The 18,443-nt window shown below is 39.2% G+C and carries 17 protein-coding genes and 3 tRNA genes; 11 read left to right on the forward strand and 9 right to left on the reverse strand.

Annotated features, from left to right (window positions below; genetic code table 11):
- Nucleotides 1-74 precede the first annotated feature (74 nt).
- The gene (locus tag QWY93_RS04185; RefSeq protein ID WP_290246925.1) at nucleotides 75-2,438 is read right to left on the reverse strand and encodes a mechanosensitive ion channel family protein; all 2,364 of its coding nucleotides are present in this window, start codon (nucleotides 2,436-2,438) and stop codon (nucleotides 75-77) included.
- Between the two features lie 437 nt (nucleotides 2,439-2,875).
- Between QWY93_RS04185 and QWY93_RS04190 the strand changes: the two genes are divergently transcribed.
- The 10 genes from QWY93_RS04190 to QWY93_RS04235 all read left to right on the forward strand — a co-directional run bounded on the left by QWY93_RS04190 (nucleotide 2,876) and on the right by QWY93_RS04235 (nucleotide 10,302).
- The gene (locus tag QWY93_RS04190; protein ID WP_290246926.1) at nucleotides 2,876-3,304 is read left to right on the forward strand and encodes an Hsp20/alpha crystallin family protein; all 429 of its coding nucleotides are present in this window, start codon (nucleotides 2,876-2,878) and stop codon (nucleotides 3,302-3,304) included.
- A gap of 223 nt (nucleotides 3,305-3,527) precedes the next feature.
- A complete protein-coding gene (locus QWY93_RS04195; protein ID WP_290246927.1) occupies nucleotides 3,528-5,024 on the forward strand; it encodes a Do family serine endopeptidase in 1,497 nt (498 codons plus the stop codon).
- A gap of 112 nt (nucleotides 5,025-5,136) precedes the next feature.
- Nucleotides 5,137-6,681, forward strand: coding sequence for an L-piperidine-6-carboxylate dehydrogenase (gene amaB, locus QWY93_RS04200; RefSeq protein WP_290246928.1), 1,545 nt, complete (start codon nucleotides 5,137-5,139; stop codon nucleotides 6,679-6,681).
- A 155-nt stretch (nucleotides 6,682-6,836) separates the two neighbouring features.
- A tRNA-Val gene (locus tag QWY93_RS04205) sits at nucleotides 6,837-6,911 on the forward strand.
- A gap of 102 nt (nucleotides 6,912-7,013) precedes the next feature.
- A tRNA-Val gene (locus QWY93_RS04210) sits at nucleotides 7,014-7,088 on the forward strand.
- 38 nt (nucleotides 7,089-7,126) lie between these two features.
- Entirely contained in the window at nucleotides 7,127-7,375 is a 249-nt protein-coding gene (locus QWY93_RS04215) for a GIY-YIG nuclease family protein (RefSeq protein ID WP_290246929.1), read from the forward strand.
- A gap of 106 nt (nucleotides 7,376-7,481) precedes the next feature.
- Nucleotides 7,482-7,730, forward strand: coding sequence for a GIY-YIG nuclease family protein (locus tag QWY93_RS04220; protein ID WP_290246930.1), 249 nt, complete (start codon nucleotides 7,482-7,484; stop codon nucleotides 7,728-7,730).
- Nucleotides 7,729-7,798 (forward strand) — tRNA-OTHER (locus QWY93_RS04225). Before QWY93_RS04220 ends, QWY93_RS04225 begins: the two co-directional genes overlap by 2 nt.
- Nucleotides 7,799-8,077: 279 nt before the next feature.
- Nucleotides 8,078-9,406 (forward strand): ammonium transporter, encoded by a 1,329-nt coding sequence (locus tag QWY93_RS04230; protein WP_290246931.1) that lies wholly within the window; start codon nucleotides 8,078-8,080, stop codon nucleotides 9,404-9,406.
- Nucleotides 9,407-9,633: 227 nt separating this feature from the next.
- Nucleotides 9,634-10,302, forward strand: coding sequence for a response regulator transcription factor (locus tag QWY93_RS04235; RefSeq protein WP_290246932.1), 669 nt, complete (start codon nucleotides 9,634-9,636; stop codon nucleotides 10,300-10,302).
- A gap of 44 nt (nucleotides 10,303-10,346) precedes the next feature.
- Here QWY93_RS04235 and QWY93_RS04240 read toward each other — a convergent pair whose 3' ends face one another.
- The 8 genes from QWY93_RS04240 to rpmB all read right to left on the reverse strand — a co-directional run bounded on the left by QWY93_RS04240 (nucleotide 10,347) and on the right by rpmB (nucleotide 16,757).
- Nucleotides 10,347-11,351, reverse strand: a complete 1,005-nt coding sequence (locus tag QWY93_RS04240) for an adenosine kinase (RefSeq protein ID WP_290246933.1) — start codon at nucleotides 11,349-11,351, stop codon at nucleotides 10,347-10,349.
- 52 nt (nucleotides 11,352-11,403) lie between these two features.
- Complete coding sequence (locus QWY93_RS04245) at nucleotides 11,404-12,567, reverse strand: hypothetical protein (RefSeq protein ID WP_290246934.1); 1,164 nt, start codon at nucleotides 12,565-12,567, stop codon at nucleotides 11,404-11,406.
- A gap of 214 nt (nucleotides 12,568-12,781) precedes the next feature.
- The gene (locus tag QWY93_RS04250; RefSeq protein WP_290246935.1) at nucleotides 12,782-13,030 is read right to left on the reverse strand and encodes a hypothetical protein; all 249 of its coding nucleotides are present in this window, start codon (nucleotides 13,028-13,030) and stop codon (nucleotides 12,782-12,784) included.
- Between the two features lie 238 nt (nucleotides 13,031-13,268).
- Nucleotides 13,269-14,582 carry a 30S ribosomal protein S12 methylthiotransferase RimO gene (gene rimO / locus QWY93_RS04255; RefSeq protein ID WP_290248822.1) on the reverse strand — a complete coding sequence of 438 codons (1,314 nt, stop codon included), beginning with the start codon at nucleotides 14,580-14,582 and terminating at the stop codon, nucleotides 13,269-13,271.
- Between the two features lie 462 nt (nucleotides 14,583-15,044).
- Complete coding sequence (gene ftsY, locus QWY93_RS04260) at nucleotides 15,045-16,004, reverse strand: signal recognition particle-docking protein FtsY (protein ID WP_290246936.1); 960 nt, start codon at nucleotides 16,002-16,004, stop codon at nucleotides 15,045-15,047.
- Between the two features lie 95 nt (nucleotides 16,005-16,099).
- Complete coding sequence (locus QWY93_RS04265) at nucleotides 16,100-16,252, reverse strand: DUF4295 domain-containing protein (protein WP_290246937.1); 153 nt, start codon at nucleotides 16,250-16,252, stop codon at nucleotides 16,100-16,102.
- Nucleotides 16,253-16,303: 51 nt separating this feature from the next.
- Complete coding sequence (rpmG, locus tag QWY93_RS04270) at nucleotides 16,304-16,486, reverse strand: 50S ribosomal protein L33 (protein ID WP_015264419.1); 183 nt, start codon at nucleotides 16,484-16,486, stop codon at nucleotides 16,304-16,306.
- 28 nt (nucleotides 16,487-16,514) lie between these two features.
- Nucleotides 16,515-16,757: a 50S ribosomal protein L28 gene (rpmB, locus tag QWY93_RS04275; protein WP_290246938.1), complete on the reverse strand. Its 243-nt coding sequence runs from the start codon at nucleotides 16,755-16,757 to the stop codon at nucleotides 16,515-16,517.
- Nucleotides 16,758-17,028: 271 nt separating this feature from the next.
- On the opposite strand from rpmB, the gene rocD reads away from it, so the two are divergent.
- Nucleotides 17,029-18,273: an ornithine--oxo-acid transaminase gene (gene rocD, locus QWY93_RS04280; RefSeq protein WP_290246939.1), complete on the forward strand. Its 1,245-nt coding sequence runs from the start codon at nucleotides 17,029-17,031 to the stop codon at nucleotides 18,271-18,273.
- Nucleotides 18,274-18,443 lie beyond the last annotated feature (170 nt).

An 18,443-nucleotide genomic window follows, 5' to 3' on the forward strand; every position in this document is an offset into this window, starting at 1 on the left:
AATGGTTGCCAGAAAAAATATTATATTTTTCGCCTTTAAATGCTTTGAGGGCTCGATTTCAGAGAGTTAAATTTTTAACTTTTTTCGCCCTGATTGTCGCTGTCACTGTTTTCCTGGGAGTCCAACTTTGGAAAGGTCTTAATATAAAGATCCCTTTGAGGGAATGGAATTTGAATTCCTTCTTCCTCAAATGCTTTCTGGATTTCCCCCATGACTTCTCCTCTGATCTCAATCCAAGTGTCAAAATCGCTGACCCAAAACAAGAGTCTGAATTCAATAGCACTATCAGCAAAGTTTTGGAGATAAACTTCAGGTTCGGGGGATTTTAAAATATTTTCTCGATTCAATACTTTTTTGAATACCTCAACTACTTTTTTGGTATCACTACTGTAAGCCACCCCAATAATCAATTCGATCCTTTTCTTCTTGTCGGACAATGTCCAGTTAATCAAGTGCTGGGAAAGCAAATCGCCATTAGGAATGATAACCTCAGACCCGTCATAAGCTTGTATTCTGCTGGACCGGATACCGACTTCTTTCACCATTCCGCTCCTTCCCCCGACTTCAATAGCATCCCCAATCTGGATAGGTCGCTCAAAAGCAAGAATCACCCCTGACACCAAATTATTGACAATGGTCTGCAGACCAAAACCGATACCTACAGAGAGAGCCCCCACTACTATAGCCACTTTATCCAATGGAATTCCGGAGGCGGTCAGGGCAAAAAGAAAACCAACCATTAATACCGCAAGGCGGATAAGCAGGACTGATGAACCAAGCCTTTGCTTCCTACTCCCTGCCTTTTGCTGGTCTTTGATTTCCGCAAAATAAGCGATGTATTTGGCCAGGAAAAAGGAAATCCAGATCACCAAAATAAAAATAAGAACACTGCCAAAATTAAAGGTATTACCACCCAAGGTCCTGGGTTCCATCAAAAATTCAACTGCATTATTATACAGAAAATCATAAACACTCAGATTAAAAGCCAAAAAGTAAGCCCAAATAATCAGTGAAATTCCAATAAAAAGGGTTTGGACTCTTTCTTTGATGTTTTGGAAATCAAAATAGGCGGTATAATGGCTCTTGTTCTTTTTACTCATTTCTACCTGCAAGTACAACGCCTCCATAATGACTTTGACAAACATGTACAAACTAATGGCCTGCATCAGACTGGTTATACCCGCAACCCCAAGAATTTTGGATAAACTATACCTTCCAAGGATGTTAGCCACCAGGGAAAAGCTCTGAATTAGTAAGAAAAATTTAATCAGCAAGTGAAGGTAATTCGGATTTTTTTTAGGAGTCTTCCGAATGGTTTTTAAGGTGAAAACCCCAAGCAGAATTCCAATTACGGAAGTAAATAAAAGGATATACCTCTCCTGGAATGCGATTTCAACATATAGATTACTAATGCAATAAATGGTGAAAATGACCACAAAAATAATCCAGGATGTAAAAAGTTTTTTATCTATATTTTTATGGATCAAATAAGTAGTCAAAAGTACAGTAATAAATAAAATAGAGGTAGTAAAAACCACAGGAGGAGAGCGATAGAAAAACGGAGCAACCGAGAAGACCACTATTAAAGCTGAGGTAATTGTTTTTTTGGGGATAAATTGAACCCTGTGCAAAATAATATCTGAAAATTCCTTTTCTGATTTTATATGCTTGAGCATATATTTGTACCAAAAAAGAAGAATGGCGCTAAAAGCTAGGACCCAAATATGTGCCGGCCAATGAAGCTGAATGAACCCTTTAAGGATGATTTCATTCAGTTTCAAGGACCGGGAAATCACCTGACCCAGCCCCTGTTCCTCTTTTGGGTCGCTCCCCTTTTCCCAGAGGTAATTGTTTTCTTTTTGAAAAAGCTTCCTTTCTAATAGCCGTCTCCTCTCCTGTATTTCATCCCTAAAATCTCCAATCTCAACAATTGTTCGAGATAATTGACTTTGAAAGGAGCTAACCTGACGGTATTTGACCCTATATAGACTATCAGCTGTTTGCCACTTATCTTGAAGGTTATCTACCTGCTTCTGGAACTCTGGAATAAAAGTGGTATCCCCCTCAGAAATCTGAGGGGTAAGTTCCCGTTTTATTTGAGCTAGGGAGTCATATGCTGTTTTTATCTCAAAACCTCTTTCATCAATATCTTTTTTCCATGACTTGATTTGAACCCTGATATTATCAGACAAATCACTTAAGGCACTTAAGTATCGGAGGTTAATTGGACTTTGATCCCTTTTAAGTTTTTGCCGGACAAACTGAATGGTGTTTGCAGCTTCCGGGAGATTAGAACTAATATCTGTAGTATCAAGCCCCCTCTCCAAAACGGTAATAAGATGATTCAAATCAATTATATACCGCTCTATTTCGTAGATCAAATTGGTAGAAGTATTATTCTCTTCATTCTTATCAATTGTATCTTTTTTTGAATTCATTAAAAGAGAATCAGCTGATTTTAAATCAGGCAGGATTTGAGCAGCACCCCCCCCTTGAGGAATGGAAATACAAAAAAGGGTTATGTTAATAAACAGGAGAATGTGCTTTGTTATTTTTTCCATATTGACAAAACGGGTGATTCGCTAAAAGATTAAAAATAATAAGTTAGTGTTTTTGGGGACAATTTAAGTACGTATTTCCAGTTTTCAATTATTGGTTGATTTGAATTTAACAAATGATTTACTGCAAGCTCTTTGGCAGGTAAAAAACAACCTCTACCTCCAATATAAATGACAAAACGACTTGTTTTTTATTGTTTTGGATGCATTATATGACAAAATGACTTAAAAAGTTTGGTTTTTGGTTTTGGTACGAAATTGTATGTGAAAGAGAAAAAGATCAAAATTAAAGTAAAACCTAAAAAATTTATAACATTATGAAACTAGTAAGATATAATCAATTAGAACCACAGTATCCTTCTACTTTCAGCGGATTGTTAGATCGTGTCTTCAATGATACAGTTCATTCAGATCATCCGAGATTTACACCTTCAGTGGATATCTCCGAAGATGAAAAAAATTATGAAATAGCCCTTTCAGTTCCAGGGGTTAAGAAAGAGGATTTTAAAATTGATTTGGAGGACGGAAAATTGACCGTATCTGGTGAGCGTAAAAAAGAAGAAAAAAAAGAAGGCAAGAATTTCCATAGCCTGGAAAGCCAATATGGAGCGTTTAGCAGGTCTTTCTATTTGCCGGAAGATATCGCAGCTGAAAATATTTCTGCCCAATATGAAAACGGTATATTGACCATTTCACTTCCCAAAATTGAAAAAAAAGTTTCAAAATCAATGATTGAAGTAAAATAAATGAAAAGTGGGGAAACCCACTTTTCTTTTTCCTAGTTATAAATACAGGCGAGTAATTTATGCATGGGCCACCCTATCAGGAGAGGAAAATAGGTAAATGGGCGAATTTACTGTTAAAAGGTGTTAAAAGACCATTATCTGGTAAATGTTAGCTTGATAATTGGAAACTCGATTAATTAAATTACGTGTATCGAAAGTACAACACTAAAACTAAAGGAGAAAAATGAATAAAAAGCAATTCTTACTAAGCATCCTATTAGCCTCTGTGATTGGCGGGCTAGTGGCTTTAGCGGGGGTAAGTTTACTGACACCCTCAGAAAAGGTCGCCAATTTTGAGGAAAAGCAAAATACTAGTTTTGTCAATTGGCTGAACAACGACAATTTTAACATTCCTGATGGGATTAATTTTGTTGCTTCGGCATCACAGGTAACCCCGGCAGTAGTTCATATTAGAAGCACTGTTACTATTCCGGAAGGAAGAAGAGGAGGAAATCCCCTTGAAGAATTTTTTGATTTTCGTTATCCTGACAGGGATGGGCAGGGTCCCATGCGGGAAGGTAGAAGCTCTGGTTCCGGAGTAATCATTTCTAAAGACGGATATATAGTCACCAATAACCACGTCATAGAAAATGCAAAGGAAATCAGCGTCACCCTTCATGACAATACCAGGTACAGAGCAAAAATAATTGGTACTGATCCTACAACAGATTTGGCATTATTGAAAATTGAAGCTGAAAAACTACCTTTTGTTCCATTTGGAGATTCAGATAAAACCAAAGTTGGGGAATGGGTATTGGCAGTGGGTAATCCATTTGACCTTACCTCAACGGTAACTGCAGGAATTGTAAGTGCAAAGGCCAGAAATATTGGGATTTTAAGGAGCGAAAGCAACAACAACCTTCAAATTGAATCCTTCATCCAGACCGATGCCGTAGTAAACCGGGGAAATTCCGGTGGGGCATTGGTAAATTTGGCTGGAGAATTAATTGGGATCAATACGGCTATTGCGAGTCAAACCGGAACGTTTAATGGTTATGCATTTGCGGTCCCCAGTTCTATTGTAAAAAAGGTTATGGATGATCTACTGGAATACGGAGCAGTTCAAAGAGGCCTGTTGGGAATTCAAATTCAAGATATCAGTCCAGAATTAGAAGATTATTTGGATAAAGATTTCTCAGTCTCACAAGGCGTTTATGTAGCTGAAGTAAATGAAGGTAGTGGAGGCGAAGAAGCAGGATTGGAATCTGGAGACATTATTATCGGTGTGGATGGAAAAGAAACCAATTCGGTATCCAGACTACAAGAATTGGTGGCAAGAAAAAGACCCGGAGATCAGGTTGAGGTGAAGTTCTTGAGGAACGGAAAAGAGCATGTTGTTAAGGCAACCTTAAAAAATATTTCAGGAACGACAAAGGTTGTAAAACGAGAGGAACCTGAAACGGCCGATTTCGAATCTGTAACCTTTGAAGATTTAGAAGTTGGTATAAAACAAAGGTTAAATCTGGATGGCGGAGCAGTTATTATTGAAGTGGATAATGATAAATGGAAAGAAGCCGGAGCCAGGGAAGGTTTTATCATTACCTATGTTGGAAGAGAGAAAATATTAAGTGCCAAAGACCTTAAAAAAGCACTTTCAAATGCGAAAGGAAAGGAGATTATGGTATTAGGAATTTATCCAAACGGGCAACGCTCTTATTTTGAGATTACGTTGGATAATTGATTTTAGTGTTTAGTTGGTTTATGTATGTGTTAAAAAGACCATCCGTTTTGGATGGTCTTTTTTTTTGTTAGTTTTGATCTAGGCTAATCATAGAGAAAAATTAAATAAACCCATGTCAGATAATTATGGAATTAAAGATGCTCTTAAGAGGCTGGGCATCAAGGATGAAAATCTGGGAACTTCTACCGGATCACACTGGGTAGATACAGGGGGTGAGCTTATTAAAAGTTACTCTCCAGTAGATGGAAGTGAAATAGGCACAATTCAAATCACCAACCGGGAGGCTTATGAAAGAGTTATGCATGAAGCAAATGAAGGATTTAAGGTGTGGAGAATGGTCCCGGCCCCTCAAAGGGGAGAAGTAGTCCGGCAAATTGGGGAAGCGCTCAGGGAAAGGAAAGCTGACTTGGGGAAATTGGTGTCCTATGAAATGGGAAAGTCTTATCAGGAAGGGCTTGGAGAAGTTCAGGAGATGATAGATATATGTGATTTTGCGGTAGGGCTCAGTCGTCAGCTTTATGGCCTAAGCATGCATTCTGAACGCCCGGGGCACCGAATGTACGAGCAATGGCATCCCTTGGGGGTCATAGGAGTTATTTCAGCCTTTAACTTTCCGGTAGCTGTTTGGTCCTGGAATGTCATGATTGCCTGGGTATGTGGCGATGTTTGTGTTTGGAAACCTTCAGAAAAGACCACTTTAACTGCTCTTGCCTGTCAAAATATCGTTGCAGAAGTGTTTAAAGCAAATGAACTTCCTGAAGGGATATCATCTGTAATAACAGGCAATTATTCTGTAGGAGGCTTTTTGGCCGAAGACCCCAGAGTACCATTGATCTCCGCAACGGGATCTACAAGAATGGGAAGGCAGGTTGGAGAGGCTGTAGGAAGCAGGCTTGGAAAGGCTTTGTTGGAGTTGGGAGGCAATAATGCTATCATTATCTCTGAACATGCCGATTTGGAAGTGGCGATTCGAGGTGCCCTTTTTGGAGCAGTTGGTACAGCGGGGCAGCGCTGCACCACAACCAGAAGGCTAATTGTTCAGGAAAATGTTTATAATGAAGTAAAGGAAAGGTTGTCTTCAGCTTATGAGAAGCTGGTAATTGGCAACCCGTTGGATGAAAAAAATCATGTTGGCCCCTTGATAGACAAAAAGGCAGTGGAAGCATATCTTTCAGCGATTGAGCGAATTCATGCTGAAGGAGGAAAGGAACTGGTGCCCGGGGGCATTTTAGAAGGAAATGGCTTTCAGTCTGGTTGCTATGTAAAGCCTTGCATTTATGAAGTTGAAAATCATTTTCAGATTGTTCAGGAAGAAACCTTTGCCCCTATTTTATACCTGATCAAATACAAAACCCTTGAGGAAGCAATAGCTTTCCAAAACGATGTACCACAGGGTTTGTCTTCTGCAATAATGTCAACCAACTTGCGGGAAACCGAGCAGTTTTTATCAGCAATAGGTTCAGACTGCGGAATTGCCAATGTCAATATCGGGACTTCTGGAGCAGAAATTGGCGGAGCTTTTGGTGGGGAAAAAGAAACAGGCGGAGGCCGTGAGTCAGGCTCAGATGCCTGGAAAGCCTATATGAGACGGCAAACCACCACAATAAATTATAGCACTCAATTACCCTTAGCTCAAGGGATTCGATTTGACATTTAACAAATAACAAACCGGAAATACCCAAGCATAATTTTATTATTCATTATCAATAAGTTACCATTAGGGGTGAAATTTTTTCACCCCTAATGTTTGCACCTATTAATTTTAAAACTACCTTTGCAATCCAATTAGATAACAAAAGGTTATCAAAACATGGGAATTTAGCTCAGTTGGTTCAGAGCATCTGCCTTACAAGCAGAGGGTCGGGGGTTCGAATCCCTCAATTCCCACAAAGATATCACAAAAGGTGATTTCAAAAAAATTTAATAACTCTGGGGATTTTTCTTATTAGTAAATGAAAAGTTGAGAGTTAGAATTCAGAGATAAAAAAAGGGAATTTAGCTCAGTTGGTTCAGAGCATCTGCCTTACAAGCAGAGGGTCGGGGGTTCGAATCCCTCAATTCCCACAATGTCAGCCTTAAGTAATTAAGGCTTTTTTTATTTTATGAGGTACTATTTTTACATATTATACTCTTCGGCCTTAGATAAATATTATATCGGTCAAACAGGAAAAGATCCCCAGGAAAGACTTCGAAAACATTGTAGTGACCATAAGGGTTTTAAAGGGAAAGCCAAGGATTGGAAAATAGTTTATCTGGAGGAGTTTACCAGTAAGAACCAAGCTTATTTACGGGAAAGGAAAGTAAAAAGCTGGAAAAGCAGAAAGCTCATTGAGCGCCTGATCTCAAAGTAGCTCCGTTGGCTCAGAGCATCCCGACCACCAAGTCGGGAGGATCGGGGGTTCGAATCCCTCAATTCCCACAATGTCAGCCTTAAGTAATTAAGGCTTTTTTTATTTTATGAGGTACTATTTTTACATATTATACTCTTCGGCCTTAGATAAATATTATATCGGTCAAACAGGAAAAGATCCCCAGGAAAGACTTCGAAAACATTGTAGTGACCATAAGGGTTTTACAGGGAAAGCAAAGGATTGGAAAATAGTTTATCTGGAGGAGTTTTCCAGTAAGAACCTAGCTTATTCACGGGAAAGGGAAGTAAAGGGATGGAAAAGCAGAAAGCTCTTGGAGCGTCTGATCTCAAAGTAGCTCTGTTGGCTCAGAGCATCCCGACCACCAAGTCGGGAGGGTCGGGGGTTCGAATCCCTCAATTCCCACAATGTCAGCCTTAAGTAATTAAGGCTTTTTTTATAATTTGTTATTTTTTAAGGTCATGCTCCTCAACCAGAATGACCATTTTTTACATGCCCCGAAAACACTCACTAGTGAAGCCCATAATTGGTTCAACACGAAAAAATTTTCAACTTGGATCTCCCACCTTCAAGCGCTATTTACTTTTCATTTCAATAATAAAAATTTTACTAATATTGAGTTTTCGCAAAAAATTCAAAAAAACAGGAAATTTGACTTATTTTTGAGCCCAAATTAAAAAAACTATGAAGAAAAAGTGGAAAGTTGCCTTCGGGACGATAATTGCAGCCTCTTTGTTGGGTTTATTCTGGAAAACTGCCCATCCGGTAGTTGACAATTTTGGGACCGAAAAAGATCTTGTTTTTGCTGATGTTGCCTGGTTATTGACGGCTTCCTGTTTGGTACTACTGATGACACCAGGGTTATCCTTATTCTATGGGGGAATGGTGGGAAAGAAAAACCTAATCTCCACCATGCTTCAAAGTTTTATTTCCCTTGGTGTAGTTACCATGGTCTGGACGGTAGTGGGGTTTAGCTTAGCCTTTGGAGATCCTATCGGCATTGAAATAGATGGAACCCTTTATGGAGTTATTGGCAATCCTTTCCAATATATGTTTTTTGACCAGGTTGGAAACCTACCTCATATTTCCATTGCCAGTACCATTCCTTTTGTCATGTTTGCCTTGTTCCAAATGAAATTTGCAGTCATCACTCCAGCCATTATTACCGGTTCATTTGCTGAGCGTGTAAGGTTTATTGGCTATGTGTTTTTCATAGGGATCTTTGTTGTTCTGGTATACGCCCCCTTGTGTCACATGGTTTGGCATCCTAACGGACTAATAGGCTCCTATTTTGGGGTATTGGATTTTGCAGGAGGGACTGTAGTACATATCAGTGCCGGATTAGCCTCCCTGGCAGGAGCCATGTTTATCGGCAAACGAAAAAATCAACACCATGCTCCTTCCAATATCACATATGTTATGCTAGGGACAGGGATGTTATGGTTTGGATGGTTTGGCTTTAACGCTGGCTCTTCATTAGCAGCAGATAGCACTGCAGCCATTGCTTTTGCTACAACAACCATCAGTTCAGCTACAGCCATGATGACTTGGGTATTTTTTGACAGAATACAGGGACGGAAGATTTCTGCCATGGGCGCCTGTATTGGAGCGGTGGTTGGACTGGTAGTCATCACACCTGCTGCAGGATTTATTACCATTCCTGAAAGCATGTTTTTCGGGTTTATTGGTGCCATCATCTCTAATTTGGCAGTTAATTTAAAATCTTTGAAGCAAATGGATGACACTTTGGATGTATTTGCTTGTCACGGTGTAGGAGGAATTACCGGGATGATCCTAACTGCTATTTTTGCCCATCAAGAAGGATCAAGCTTACTTCATGGAGGCTGGTCCGTATTTGGTTCCCACATGGTAGTTTTGATTGGGGTATCCGTATTTTCCTTCGTAGTGGCTTATTTGATCTTCTTTATACTCAATAAATTTGTCACTCTGAGGGTCAGAGATGAATATGAAGAAGTAGGCCTAGATGTTTCCCAACATGGAGAAACTGCATAGGATGGGCCTTATCAATTAAATTAACATTGTAGGAAAGGTAAACCCAGTTTTTGTGTTTACCTTTCTTTTTTCCATGGTACAGTTCTAATCGACCAAAATTCTCCTGACTCCTTACTTTATTAAAATACCTTTCCAATATTTTTACAACTGAAACCATTTTCCTTTCTCCTATTTTTTTATTGGAAAGCTTAATATTTATAAATTGGCCAATATCTATCAAACCACCCATGATTCACAGAAGGCTGGACCAACTTATTGGCGAACTAAAACAAAAAAGAATCATTTACAAGGACCAACTTGATTATGAAGAGTTGGCCGATCATTGCAATCAGGTAAATGATTTAATCACCCTACATGACATTGGGAATTACCGGCCCATTTTCATCAATGAAGTAACCAGAAAATTTTATGGGTTTAATCATCAATTTTTAAGAGGGATGGACTATTTGTATTATCTCAAAACCATACACCCCTCTTATTACCCTACTCTTTTTCGGAGTTTGACCTTTTTCAATAAAAATCAAAAAGGTTTTCTGGATCTTACTTATAAGTTAAAAGCGGCAGATGGGAGCTGGAAAATAATGGTAGGGAGTACCAAAACCATCACCAGGACTAAAGATAATCAGCCTTTACATGCCCTAACCCTGATGTTGCCGGAAGAAGGAGTGGATCAATTTCCGCAATCCCCCATGCTCAAACTGGAATCTTTGACAAAAAGAGAATTGGAAATTTTCTCACTACTTACCGAAGGGCAGTCTGTGGCCAATATCAGTGAAGAACTTTTTATCTCAGAAGAAACCGTCAAAAAACACAAGAAAAACATCTTTCAAAAACTGGATTGTAATAAAACCCAGGAACTGATAAAAATGGCTTTTGAGCTGGGAGTTAAATTTTAAAAAAGGCCTTTTGGCTGTCTGTCCCAACCAAAAGGCCAATAATATTAAAGTTCTGGCACCAGCCTGTCCAATATCTCTTTCGCTTCATGCCAATGCAACCTTGGACCAAACTGGCTTACAATCTTCGAGGAGGCCAAGCTAGCTAATTTTCCACTGGAAGCATAGGTATGGCCATTGGTAATCCCATAAAGGAAAGCTCCAGCAAACATATCACCAGCTCCATTGCTGTCAATAGCGGTAGTTTTATATGGCTCTATATCTATGAAGGTATCCCCATCATAGATCATGGCCCCATTTTTACCTTGGGTAATGACAAAATGACGGGCCACCTTTTTCAGTTCCTCTCTGGCTTCTAAAATATTATCCTTGCCTGTGTAAAGCATTGCTTCCTCCTCATTTGAAAAAAGCAAATCAACACTTGCCCCAATCACTTCATCAAAGCCTTCTTTGAAATATTTTACCATGGCTGGATCGGAAAAAGTCAAGGCCACTTTTGTTCCCTGCTGTTCTGCCTTTTTCTTGGCCTCCACCATAGCTGCTCTTCCATTGGGAGAAGTCACCAAATACCCCTCAATATATAGGAATTCTGCATCATTGATAACAGATTCATTCAGGTCTTGAACAGAAAAATCCTGGGTAATCCCCAAAAAAGTGTTCATGGTCCTTTCCGCGTCTTTTGTAACCATGACCAGGCATTTTCCTGTGGTACCAGCTTCCAGTTTATCTATATCCAAATGATGGTCAACACCAGCTTCTTTCAGGTCTTCAAGAAAAAAATGCCCCATGGCATCATTGGCTACTTTGCAATTATAATAGGCTTTTCCTCCAAACTGACTCACTGCAATAACCGTATTGGCAGCAGAACCTCCACATTGCTTTTTGACCTCTTCGGTATTGATAACCTGCATTAAGGATTTCTGACGATCTTCATCCACCAAAGTCATCAAGCCCTTTTCCACTTGATTGGAGGAAAGGAATTCATCACTTACCTCAAATTCCATATCTACAAGAGCATTGCCCATGCCCACGACATTGTATTTCTTTTTCATGATTATCTATTTTCGAGCGATTTTTTTCGCCTAATTAAAAAAAGGTGATTATTTACTCAAATATTCTGTGCCTTTCAAATGGCTTTTCCCTATCAAACAAATACCTGTAAGTATGGTGGGTTTTGTAAATGCTTGCATTAAGTTGCTCACATACCCGCATCATCTTGGGACTAAAATCCCCGATCCAATTCATCTCAATGGTTTCATAATTGAAATTGGGAAGCTTGGCCATTTCGTAATATTTTTTTACCATGGCACTTTCCACCCCTTTGCCCTGATGATCTGGTACCACACCAAAAACCAACCCCAGCATTTTATTGGGTGGATTGAAGTTTTTATAATAAAGGAATTTCAATTTTCCCCATATATCTAATTTGCCATTTACTTTTCTGAAAATCTGGTTGAGCTCGGGGATGGAAATAAAGAAGCTGATGGGTTCTCCTTTATAAAACCCAAAATAGATCAACCTGGGGTCCACTACGGGCTTTAGCTTTTTGAGCATCATTTGGGCCTCCCGGATAGATAGAGACTTACCCATATGCTTTGCCCAAGCTTTATTGTAAACGGCAACAAAGTATTCGGGGAATTTGGACTCTAATTCAGTTTTTTTCAGATAGCGATAGGTATAATCCGGATCATTAATGGTAAGATCGGCTCTTTTGTGAAACTTGGGGTCAAATTTTGACTCTTTCACATACCGCATATAGGTAAATTGCTTAAAGTAAACTTGGAAGCCATAGTTTTCAAATAAGTCCTTGTAATACCGGAAGTTCCAATTCATATTATAATTTGGAGGGGTAAAGCCCTCCACGAGAAGCCCCCACCATTTATCCCTTTCACCAAAGTTAATGGGGCCATCCATGGCTTCCATCCCCTGTTCCTCTAACCAGGCTTTTGCCGTATCAAAAAGCAAAAAGGCAGCTTCCTGATCATTAACACATTCAAAAAAGCCCATGCCACCTGTGGGCTGTTTATCCTTCCATTTGGGATTGGTAAATGCGGCAACCCTTCCTATGGTTTTATTTTTATCGTTTTTCAGCAACCACCTTTTGGCTTTGGCCCCTTTTCTAAAAAGCTTGTTTTTTTCTGGATGAAAAAGTCCCTCAATATCCTCATCCAAAGGCCGGATCCAATTTTTTTCATCCTTATAAAGGCGCACTGCCATATCCAAAAATTCCTTGGCTTGCGCAGGACTGGTAACTTCCAGTACGTTCATTTTTACTTCCTGTTTTTTGAAAGGCTAAAAATAGGGAGTTTGGAGGGAAAGGAAAAACAACCCATCATATTAGGGACTGAAATCTCTATGAATTTAGTGGATTATGAAAAATCAGGTACTCTCATTTTGGATGGGAGTAATTTAAATCAAAGAATGAGGATGAAAACTTTTAATCGTAAAATTAGGAATTAATGCTTCATTTCAATATATCCCCTTATTTTTCAAACAATAATTCCTGATAGTATTTGAACCGGATAAACCCCCAGGTCCTGACATACTGTTTCCAATTGACCAGACCTTTTGATTTTAGTCTTTTATAATCCACTACTGGACGGTAAATAAAGAAATAAATAAAAAACATCTCAGAAAAATTGATCCAATCAATGTAATCAAATACAAAAAGTTGCATCACGATCATCATAGGCAGTATGGCTACAATATGGTAAATTATTAACTTTTTCATTTCTCCATTTGAAAGCCTCTCCCGGGATCAATGCAAAACCCCTAAGGGGACAAATTTTTAACTAAGCAATAGGAAAATTTATTCCCCAAAAAATCAAACTCTTTTATTCCCCAGCAAACCTTTTAATGTAAAAACATCTAAGTAAAATTACAAAAAAATAAAAGGCCGGTAACAATACCGGCCTTTTATTTTTTTGGATTTTAAAATGGATAAACCTTAGAAAAAAATCAAGCTTATTTTAACCCACCACATCTCCATATAGATCAAACTCAGTTGCTTCATTGACTTTTACCTGCACAAAGTCACCAACCCGGCAATAATGTTGAGAAGCATCCACCAACACCTCATTATCAACATCCACAGAATCAAACTCGGTCCTTCCTACAAAGTAGCCATTCTCCTTTTTATCTATTAGGACTTTGAAGGTCTTGCCAACCTTTTCTTGGTTTAAATCAAAGGAAATTTGTTCTTGGATATCCATCAGGTGATTAGCCCTTTCCTGCTTCTCTTCTTCGGAAACATGATCATCCATTTGATAGGCATGGGTATCCTCCTCATGGGAGTAGGTAAATACCCCCATCCGCTCAAACTTCATCCGCTCCACAAAATCAACCATTTCCTGAAATTCTTTTTCCCCTTCTCCGGGATGTCCAGTAATCAGTGTGGTCCGGATAGCAATGCCCGGAACCTTTTCCCGAATTTTATGAATCAACTCTTCTTGTTTTTCTCTCGTAGTGCCCCTTCTCATGATCTTCAGCACATCACTAGAGCCATGTTGTAAAGGAATATCCAGATATTTGCAAATATTTGGATGATCCGCCATGACGTCTAAAATATCCATCGGAAAGCCGGTAGGGTAAGCATAATGCAAGCGCACCCAATCAATACCATTGACATCACCTAAGGCTTGCATAAGGTCTGCCAACCTTCGTTGTTTATAGATATCTAAGCCGTAATAAGTAGAATCCTGCGCAATCAACAATAATTCTTTAGTACCATTTGCAGCTTTATGTTCTGCCTCTTTCACCAATTCCTCAATGGGCTTGGAAACATGCCCACCCCTCATCAAAGGAATCGCACAGAAAGAACAAGGTCTATCACAACCTTCTGAGATTTTCATATAAGCATAATGGGAAGGATGGCTCAACAGCCTTTCACCCACCAACTCATGTTTATAGTCTGCCTTAAACTTTTTAAGCAAAGCAGGCAAATCCCTGGTTCCAAAGAAAGCATCCACCTGGGGGATTTCCTTTTCCAGGTCATCCTTATACCTCTGTGAAAGACATCCCGTCACATAAACCTTCTCCACCAGCCCTTTTTCTTTGGCATCGGCATACTGCAAAATAGTATCTATTGACTCCTGTTTGGCATTATCTATAAAGCCACAGGTATTGATGATCACTATATTGTTATCCTGCTGCTGGGATTCATGGGAAACTTCAACTCCATTTCCCTTAAGTTGGGTCAACATCACTTCAGAATCCACCAGATTTTTGGAGCATCCCATAGTGATGATATTAACCTTGTCTTTTTTTAATGTTCTCGCCTTCAAATCTTTTCTGCTTTGCTGCAAAAGTACAGAAATTTAATGGAAAGCTTAAGCCATTAAAGAATAAGTACTCCACCCAAAGAATAGCCAACCCCAAAAAAGGCCTTAATTGTACCTTAACTCATAATCTATTGAATGCAAACAAATACAATCCCCTTGGCTATTTTAATATTATCAAAACATTAATACCAAAACATGGATTTAAATTATTCATAACCAACCCAATTCAACAGCCGATATATAAATTGATACTTTTGAAACACGTACAGCAAACGATAATTTTTTCAACTCCTTGCTTTACTTTTAAAAAGGGCGCTGATGTGAATCAGCGTCTTTTTATTTGCTGTAGGTTTAGTCCTGGATCCTCCTGAATGAGCCTTGAAAAATTGATTGAAGAATAAAAAAATGCAATAAAAAAATCCCCAAGGAGCTAACCAAGGGGATTAAATATATTCAATAATGATTTTACAGCTTTTGCTTGAAAAGTGAGTCCACAAATTCTACCCGGTTAAAAATCTGTAGGTCGGTTACTTTTTCACCCACACCAATATATTTTACTGGAATTTTAAATTGGTCCGATATCCCTATCACCACACCACCTTTGGCTGTTCCATCCAGTTTGGTAATGGCCAGAGCATTGATTTCTGTTGCCTTAGTAAATTCCTTGGCCTGGATAAAAGCATTTTGACCGGTGGAACCATCCAACACCAATAAAATCTCATGTGGAGCTTCTGGGATAAACTTCTGCATCACCCTTTTAATCTTACTTAGCTCATTCATTAGGTTTACTTTAGTATGCAGCCTTCCTGCAGTATCCACAATAACCACATCAGCCTCCATGTCCACTGCCTTCTTCACTGTATCAAATGCCACTGAGGCGGGATCTGCATTCATGCCATGGGAAATAACCGGTACATCTACCCGCTCACCCCATAGCAACAACTGGTCTACTGCAGCAGCCCTAAAAGTATCGGCTGCACCCAACACTACAGATTTCCCCGCAGATTTAAACTGGTGAGCCAACTTTCCAATGGTGGTGGTTTTTCCCACGCCATTAACACCTACGACCATAATCACATAGGGCTTTTTATCCGCTGGAAGCTCAAAATTGGTCAGGTCTTTTATATTGCTTTCCTCCAGGAGACCTACAATTTCTTCTCTTAAAATTTTATCCAATTCCGTGGTATTGACATATTTGTCCTTCGCCACACGCTCTTCTATCCTCTTGATGATTTTAAGAGTAGTGTCCACGCCTACATCAGAAGTAATTAAAATCTCCTCAAGTTCATCCAGCACATCATCATCCACTTTGGATTTGCCGACAACAGCTTTTCCAAGTTTAGAAAAAAGGTTTTCACTGGTTTTTTGGAGGCCTTTATCCAGGCTTTCCTTTTTATCTTTAGAAAAAAATCCAAAAATTCCCATAGTGCTTATAAATTAGACCTGAATATAATCATAAAATCCCTCCCGAAAAGCATCAGGAGGGATTTTCAATATGCATTACGATTTAGCAAGGCAAATTATTTCTTTAAAGTTTCCTGCACCATAGTGGTGGGAACCATTTCTTCTCTGAAAGTGTATGCACCGGTTTTTTCAGACTTAACTGCTTTGATCACCTTAGCATATGATACGCCACCTTCTTTCTTCAGGGTTGCTACTACTTTTTTCGCCATATCTTTGAGGTTTTATGGTCAAACCAAAAGGCCCGACACGTATCCTTAAAATTATTTAATTTCCTTATGAACCGTTACTTTCTTCAGGATAGGATTGTATTTCTTCAATTCCAATCGCTCAGTAGTATTTTTTCGGTTTTTAGTCGTGATATATCTTGAAGTTCCTGGAACACCACTGCTTTTATGCTCGGTACATTCCAAAATCACTTGCACTCTGTTACCTTTCTTAGCCATCGCTCTATCTATTTATTGATCCGGAAAATTACTTAATGATAATATGTCCTTCTGCCTGAGCTTCTTTCAATACAGCACTGATGCCTTTTTTATTGATAGTTCTCAATGCCTTTGAGGATACCTTCAACGTGATCCAAGCATCCTTTTCTGGCACGTAAAAACTTTTCTTATGCAGGTTAGGATAAAACTTACGCTTGGTCTTGTTGTTCGCATGCGATACATTATTACCTACTCGAGGTCTCTTACCGGTGATGTCACAAACTTTTGCCATGATATATGATCGTAATTTTTAAAGACGTTTTTCTAATTGAGTTTGCAAATATCGCAAGTTTTCAGAAATAACCAAAGATGCCAAACAAAATAATTGGCTAAATAGTTGTAATTCATATTCCTGAGCGTGAAGAAAAGCCCCTCAAAAACAATCCCAAACGAAAACACGATCTTTTGGCCTTTCCTTCAGATATCCAATGGCCTTTTATTATATTTGTTAGAGACCCTTGGGGCAAAGCCCAATATAACACAATTATAAAACAAAAAAGCTTATGATGGAATCAATAACATCCAGCCAACAGGCTATCGATCTGGAAAAAAAATTTGGCGCCCATAACTACCACCCGCTCCCTGTGGTACTGACCAAAGGGGAAGGGGTTCATGTCTGGGATGTGGAAGGCAAAAAGTATTACGACTTTCTTTCCTCCTATTCAGCAGTAAACCAAGGGCATTGCCATCCACGGATCAAAGAAGCCTTGGTAGAACAAGCCGGAATCCTTACCCTTACCTCCAGGGCATTTCACAATGATATCTTGGGCATTTTTGAAAAATTCATGTCAGATTATTTTGGTTTTGACAAGACCCTGCCCATGAACACCGGTGTAGAAGGTGTTGAAACTGCTATTAAAATTGCCAGAAAATGGGGGTATGAAAAGAAAGGAATCCCCGAAAATGAAGCTTTAGTCATTGTGGCCGAAAATAATTTCCACGGAAGGACCACTACGGTACTATCCTTTTCCAATGATGAAAATGCCAGAAAGCATTTTGGACCTTACACACCAGGTTTTATATCTGTCCCATATGATGATCCCGAAGCTCTGGAGAAAACCCTCGAAAAACATCATGAAAAAGTAGCTGCTTTTCTGGTCGAACCTGTCCAAGGTGAGGCTGGGGTTTTCGTTCCTCAAGATGGATACTTAAAAAAGGTACAGGCATTGTGCAAAAAATACAATACCATTTTTATAGCCGACGAAATCCAAACTGGAATTGCCAGAACAGGAAAACTTCTCGCCTGTAACCATGAAGATGTAAAACCCGATATGCTAGTTCTTGGAAAAGCTATTTCTGGCGGTTTTTATCCGGTTTCTGCAGTATTGGCAGACACCCCTATTATGGAGGTCATCCAACCCGGCCAGCATGGCTCCACCTTTGGAGGGAACCCGCTAGGTACCCGTGTTGCTATGGCGGCACTGAATGTCGTTAGAGATGAAAAACTTGCAGAGAATGCGGATAAAATGGGTAAACTCTTTAGGGAACGTATGCAAAACCTGGCGGACAAATCCGATTGGGTTAAATTGGTAAGAGGAAAAGGCTTATTGAACGCAATATTAATTAATGACAGCCCGGAAAGCACCACTGCCTGGGATATTTGTATTGCCTTAAGAGATCATGGACTACTGGCCAAACCTACCCATGGAAATATAATCAGGTTTGCGCCTCCTTTAATAATAACAGAAGAACAAGTTCACGATTGTTGTGATATTATTGAAAAAGCTATATCCGGTTTTAAAAAGTAATAGACCTTTCACAGATCCCCTATTTCATCAATGAGATAGGGGATTTTTTGATTCTAAAATCCTCTTTCCGACTTTTAAGATTCTCCATCAGGTTTTCTTTAAAAATTTGCATTTACTTACCTATACCAACCCAGTCTGAAATCTTCAAGATCAGAACAATCGCCTCCTTT

The sequence above is a fragment of the Echinicola jeungdonensis genome (assembly GCF_030409905.1).
GTDB classification, from domain to species: domain Bacteria; phylum Bacteroidota; class Bacteroidia; order Cytophagales; family Cyclobacteriaceae; genus Echinicola; species Echinicola jeungdonensis.

Coding starts and splice junctions, on each gene's coding strand:
- rpmG (WP_015264419.1), bottom strand. CDS start 16,486: ATGGCTAAGAAAGGTAACAGAGTGCAAGTGATTTTGGAATGTACCGAG.
- ftsY (WP_290246936.1), bottom strand. CDS start 16,004: ATGGGAATTTTTGGATTTTTTTCTAAAGATAAAAAGGAAAGCCTGGAT.
- rpmB (WP_290246938.1), bottom strand. CDS start 16,757: ATGGCAAAAGTTTGTGACATCACCGGTAAGAGACCTCGAGTAGGTAAT.
- QWY93_RS04215 (WP_290246929.1), top strand. CDS start 7,127: ATGAGGTACTATTTTTACATATTATACTCTTCGGCCTTAGATAAATAT.
- QWY93_RS04185 (WP_290246925.1), bottom strand. CDS start 2,438: ATGAATTCAAAAAAAGATACAATTGATAAGAATGAAGAGAATAATACT.
- rocD (WP_290246939.1), top strand. CDS start 17,029: ATGATGGAATCAATAACATCCAGCCAACAGGCTATCGATCTGGAAAAA.
- QWY93_RS04190 (WP_290246926.1), top strand. CDS start 2,876: ATGAAACTAGTAAGATATAATCAATTAGAACCACAGTATCCTTCTACT.
- QWY93_RS04220 (WP_290246930.1), top strand. CDS start 7,482: ATGAGGTACTATTTTTACATATTATACTCTTCGGCCTTAGATAAATAT.
- QWY93_RS04245 (WP_290246934.1), bottom strand. CDS start 12,567: ATGAACGTACTGGAAGTTACCAGTCCTGCGCAAGCCAAGGAATTTTTG.
- QWY93_RS04250 (WP_290246935.1), bottom strand. CDS start 13,030: ATGAAAAAGTTAATAATTTACCATATTGTAGCCATACTGCCTATGATG.
- QWY93_RS04240 (WP_290246933.1), bottom strand. CDS start 11,351: ATGAAAAAGAAATACAATGTCGTGGGCATGGGCAATGCTCTTGTAGAT.
- QWY93_RS04265 (WP_290246937.1), bottom strand. CDS start 16,252: ATGGCGAAAAAAGTAGTAGCAACCCTGAAGAAAGAAGGTGGCGTATCA.
- amaB (WP_290246928.1), top strand. CDS start 5,137: ATGTCAGATAATTATGGAATTAAAGATGCTCTTAAGAGGCTGGGCATC.
- QWY93_RS04235 (WP_290246932.1), top strand. CDS start 9,634: ATGATTCACAGAAGGCTGGACCAACTTATTGGCGAACTAAAACAAAAA.
- QWY93_RS04195 (WP_290246927.1), top strand. CDS start 3,528: ATGAATAAAAAGCAATTCTTACTAAGCATCCTATTAGCCTCTGTGATT.
- QWY93_RS04230 (WP_290246931.1), top strand. CDS start 8,078: ATGAAGAAAAAGTGGAAAGTTGCCTTCGGGACGATAATTGCAGCCTCT.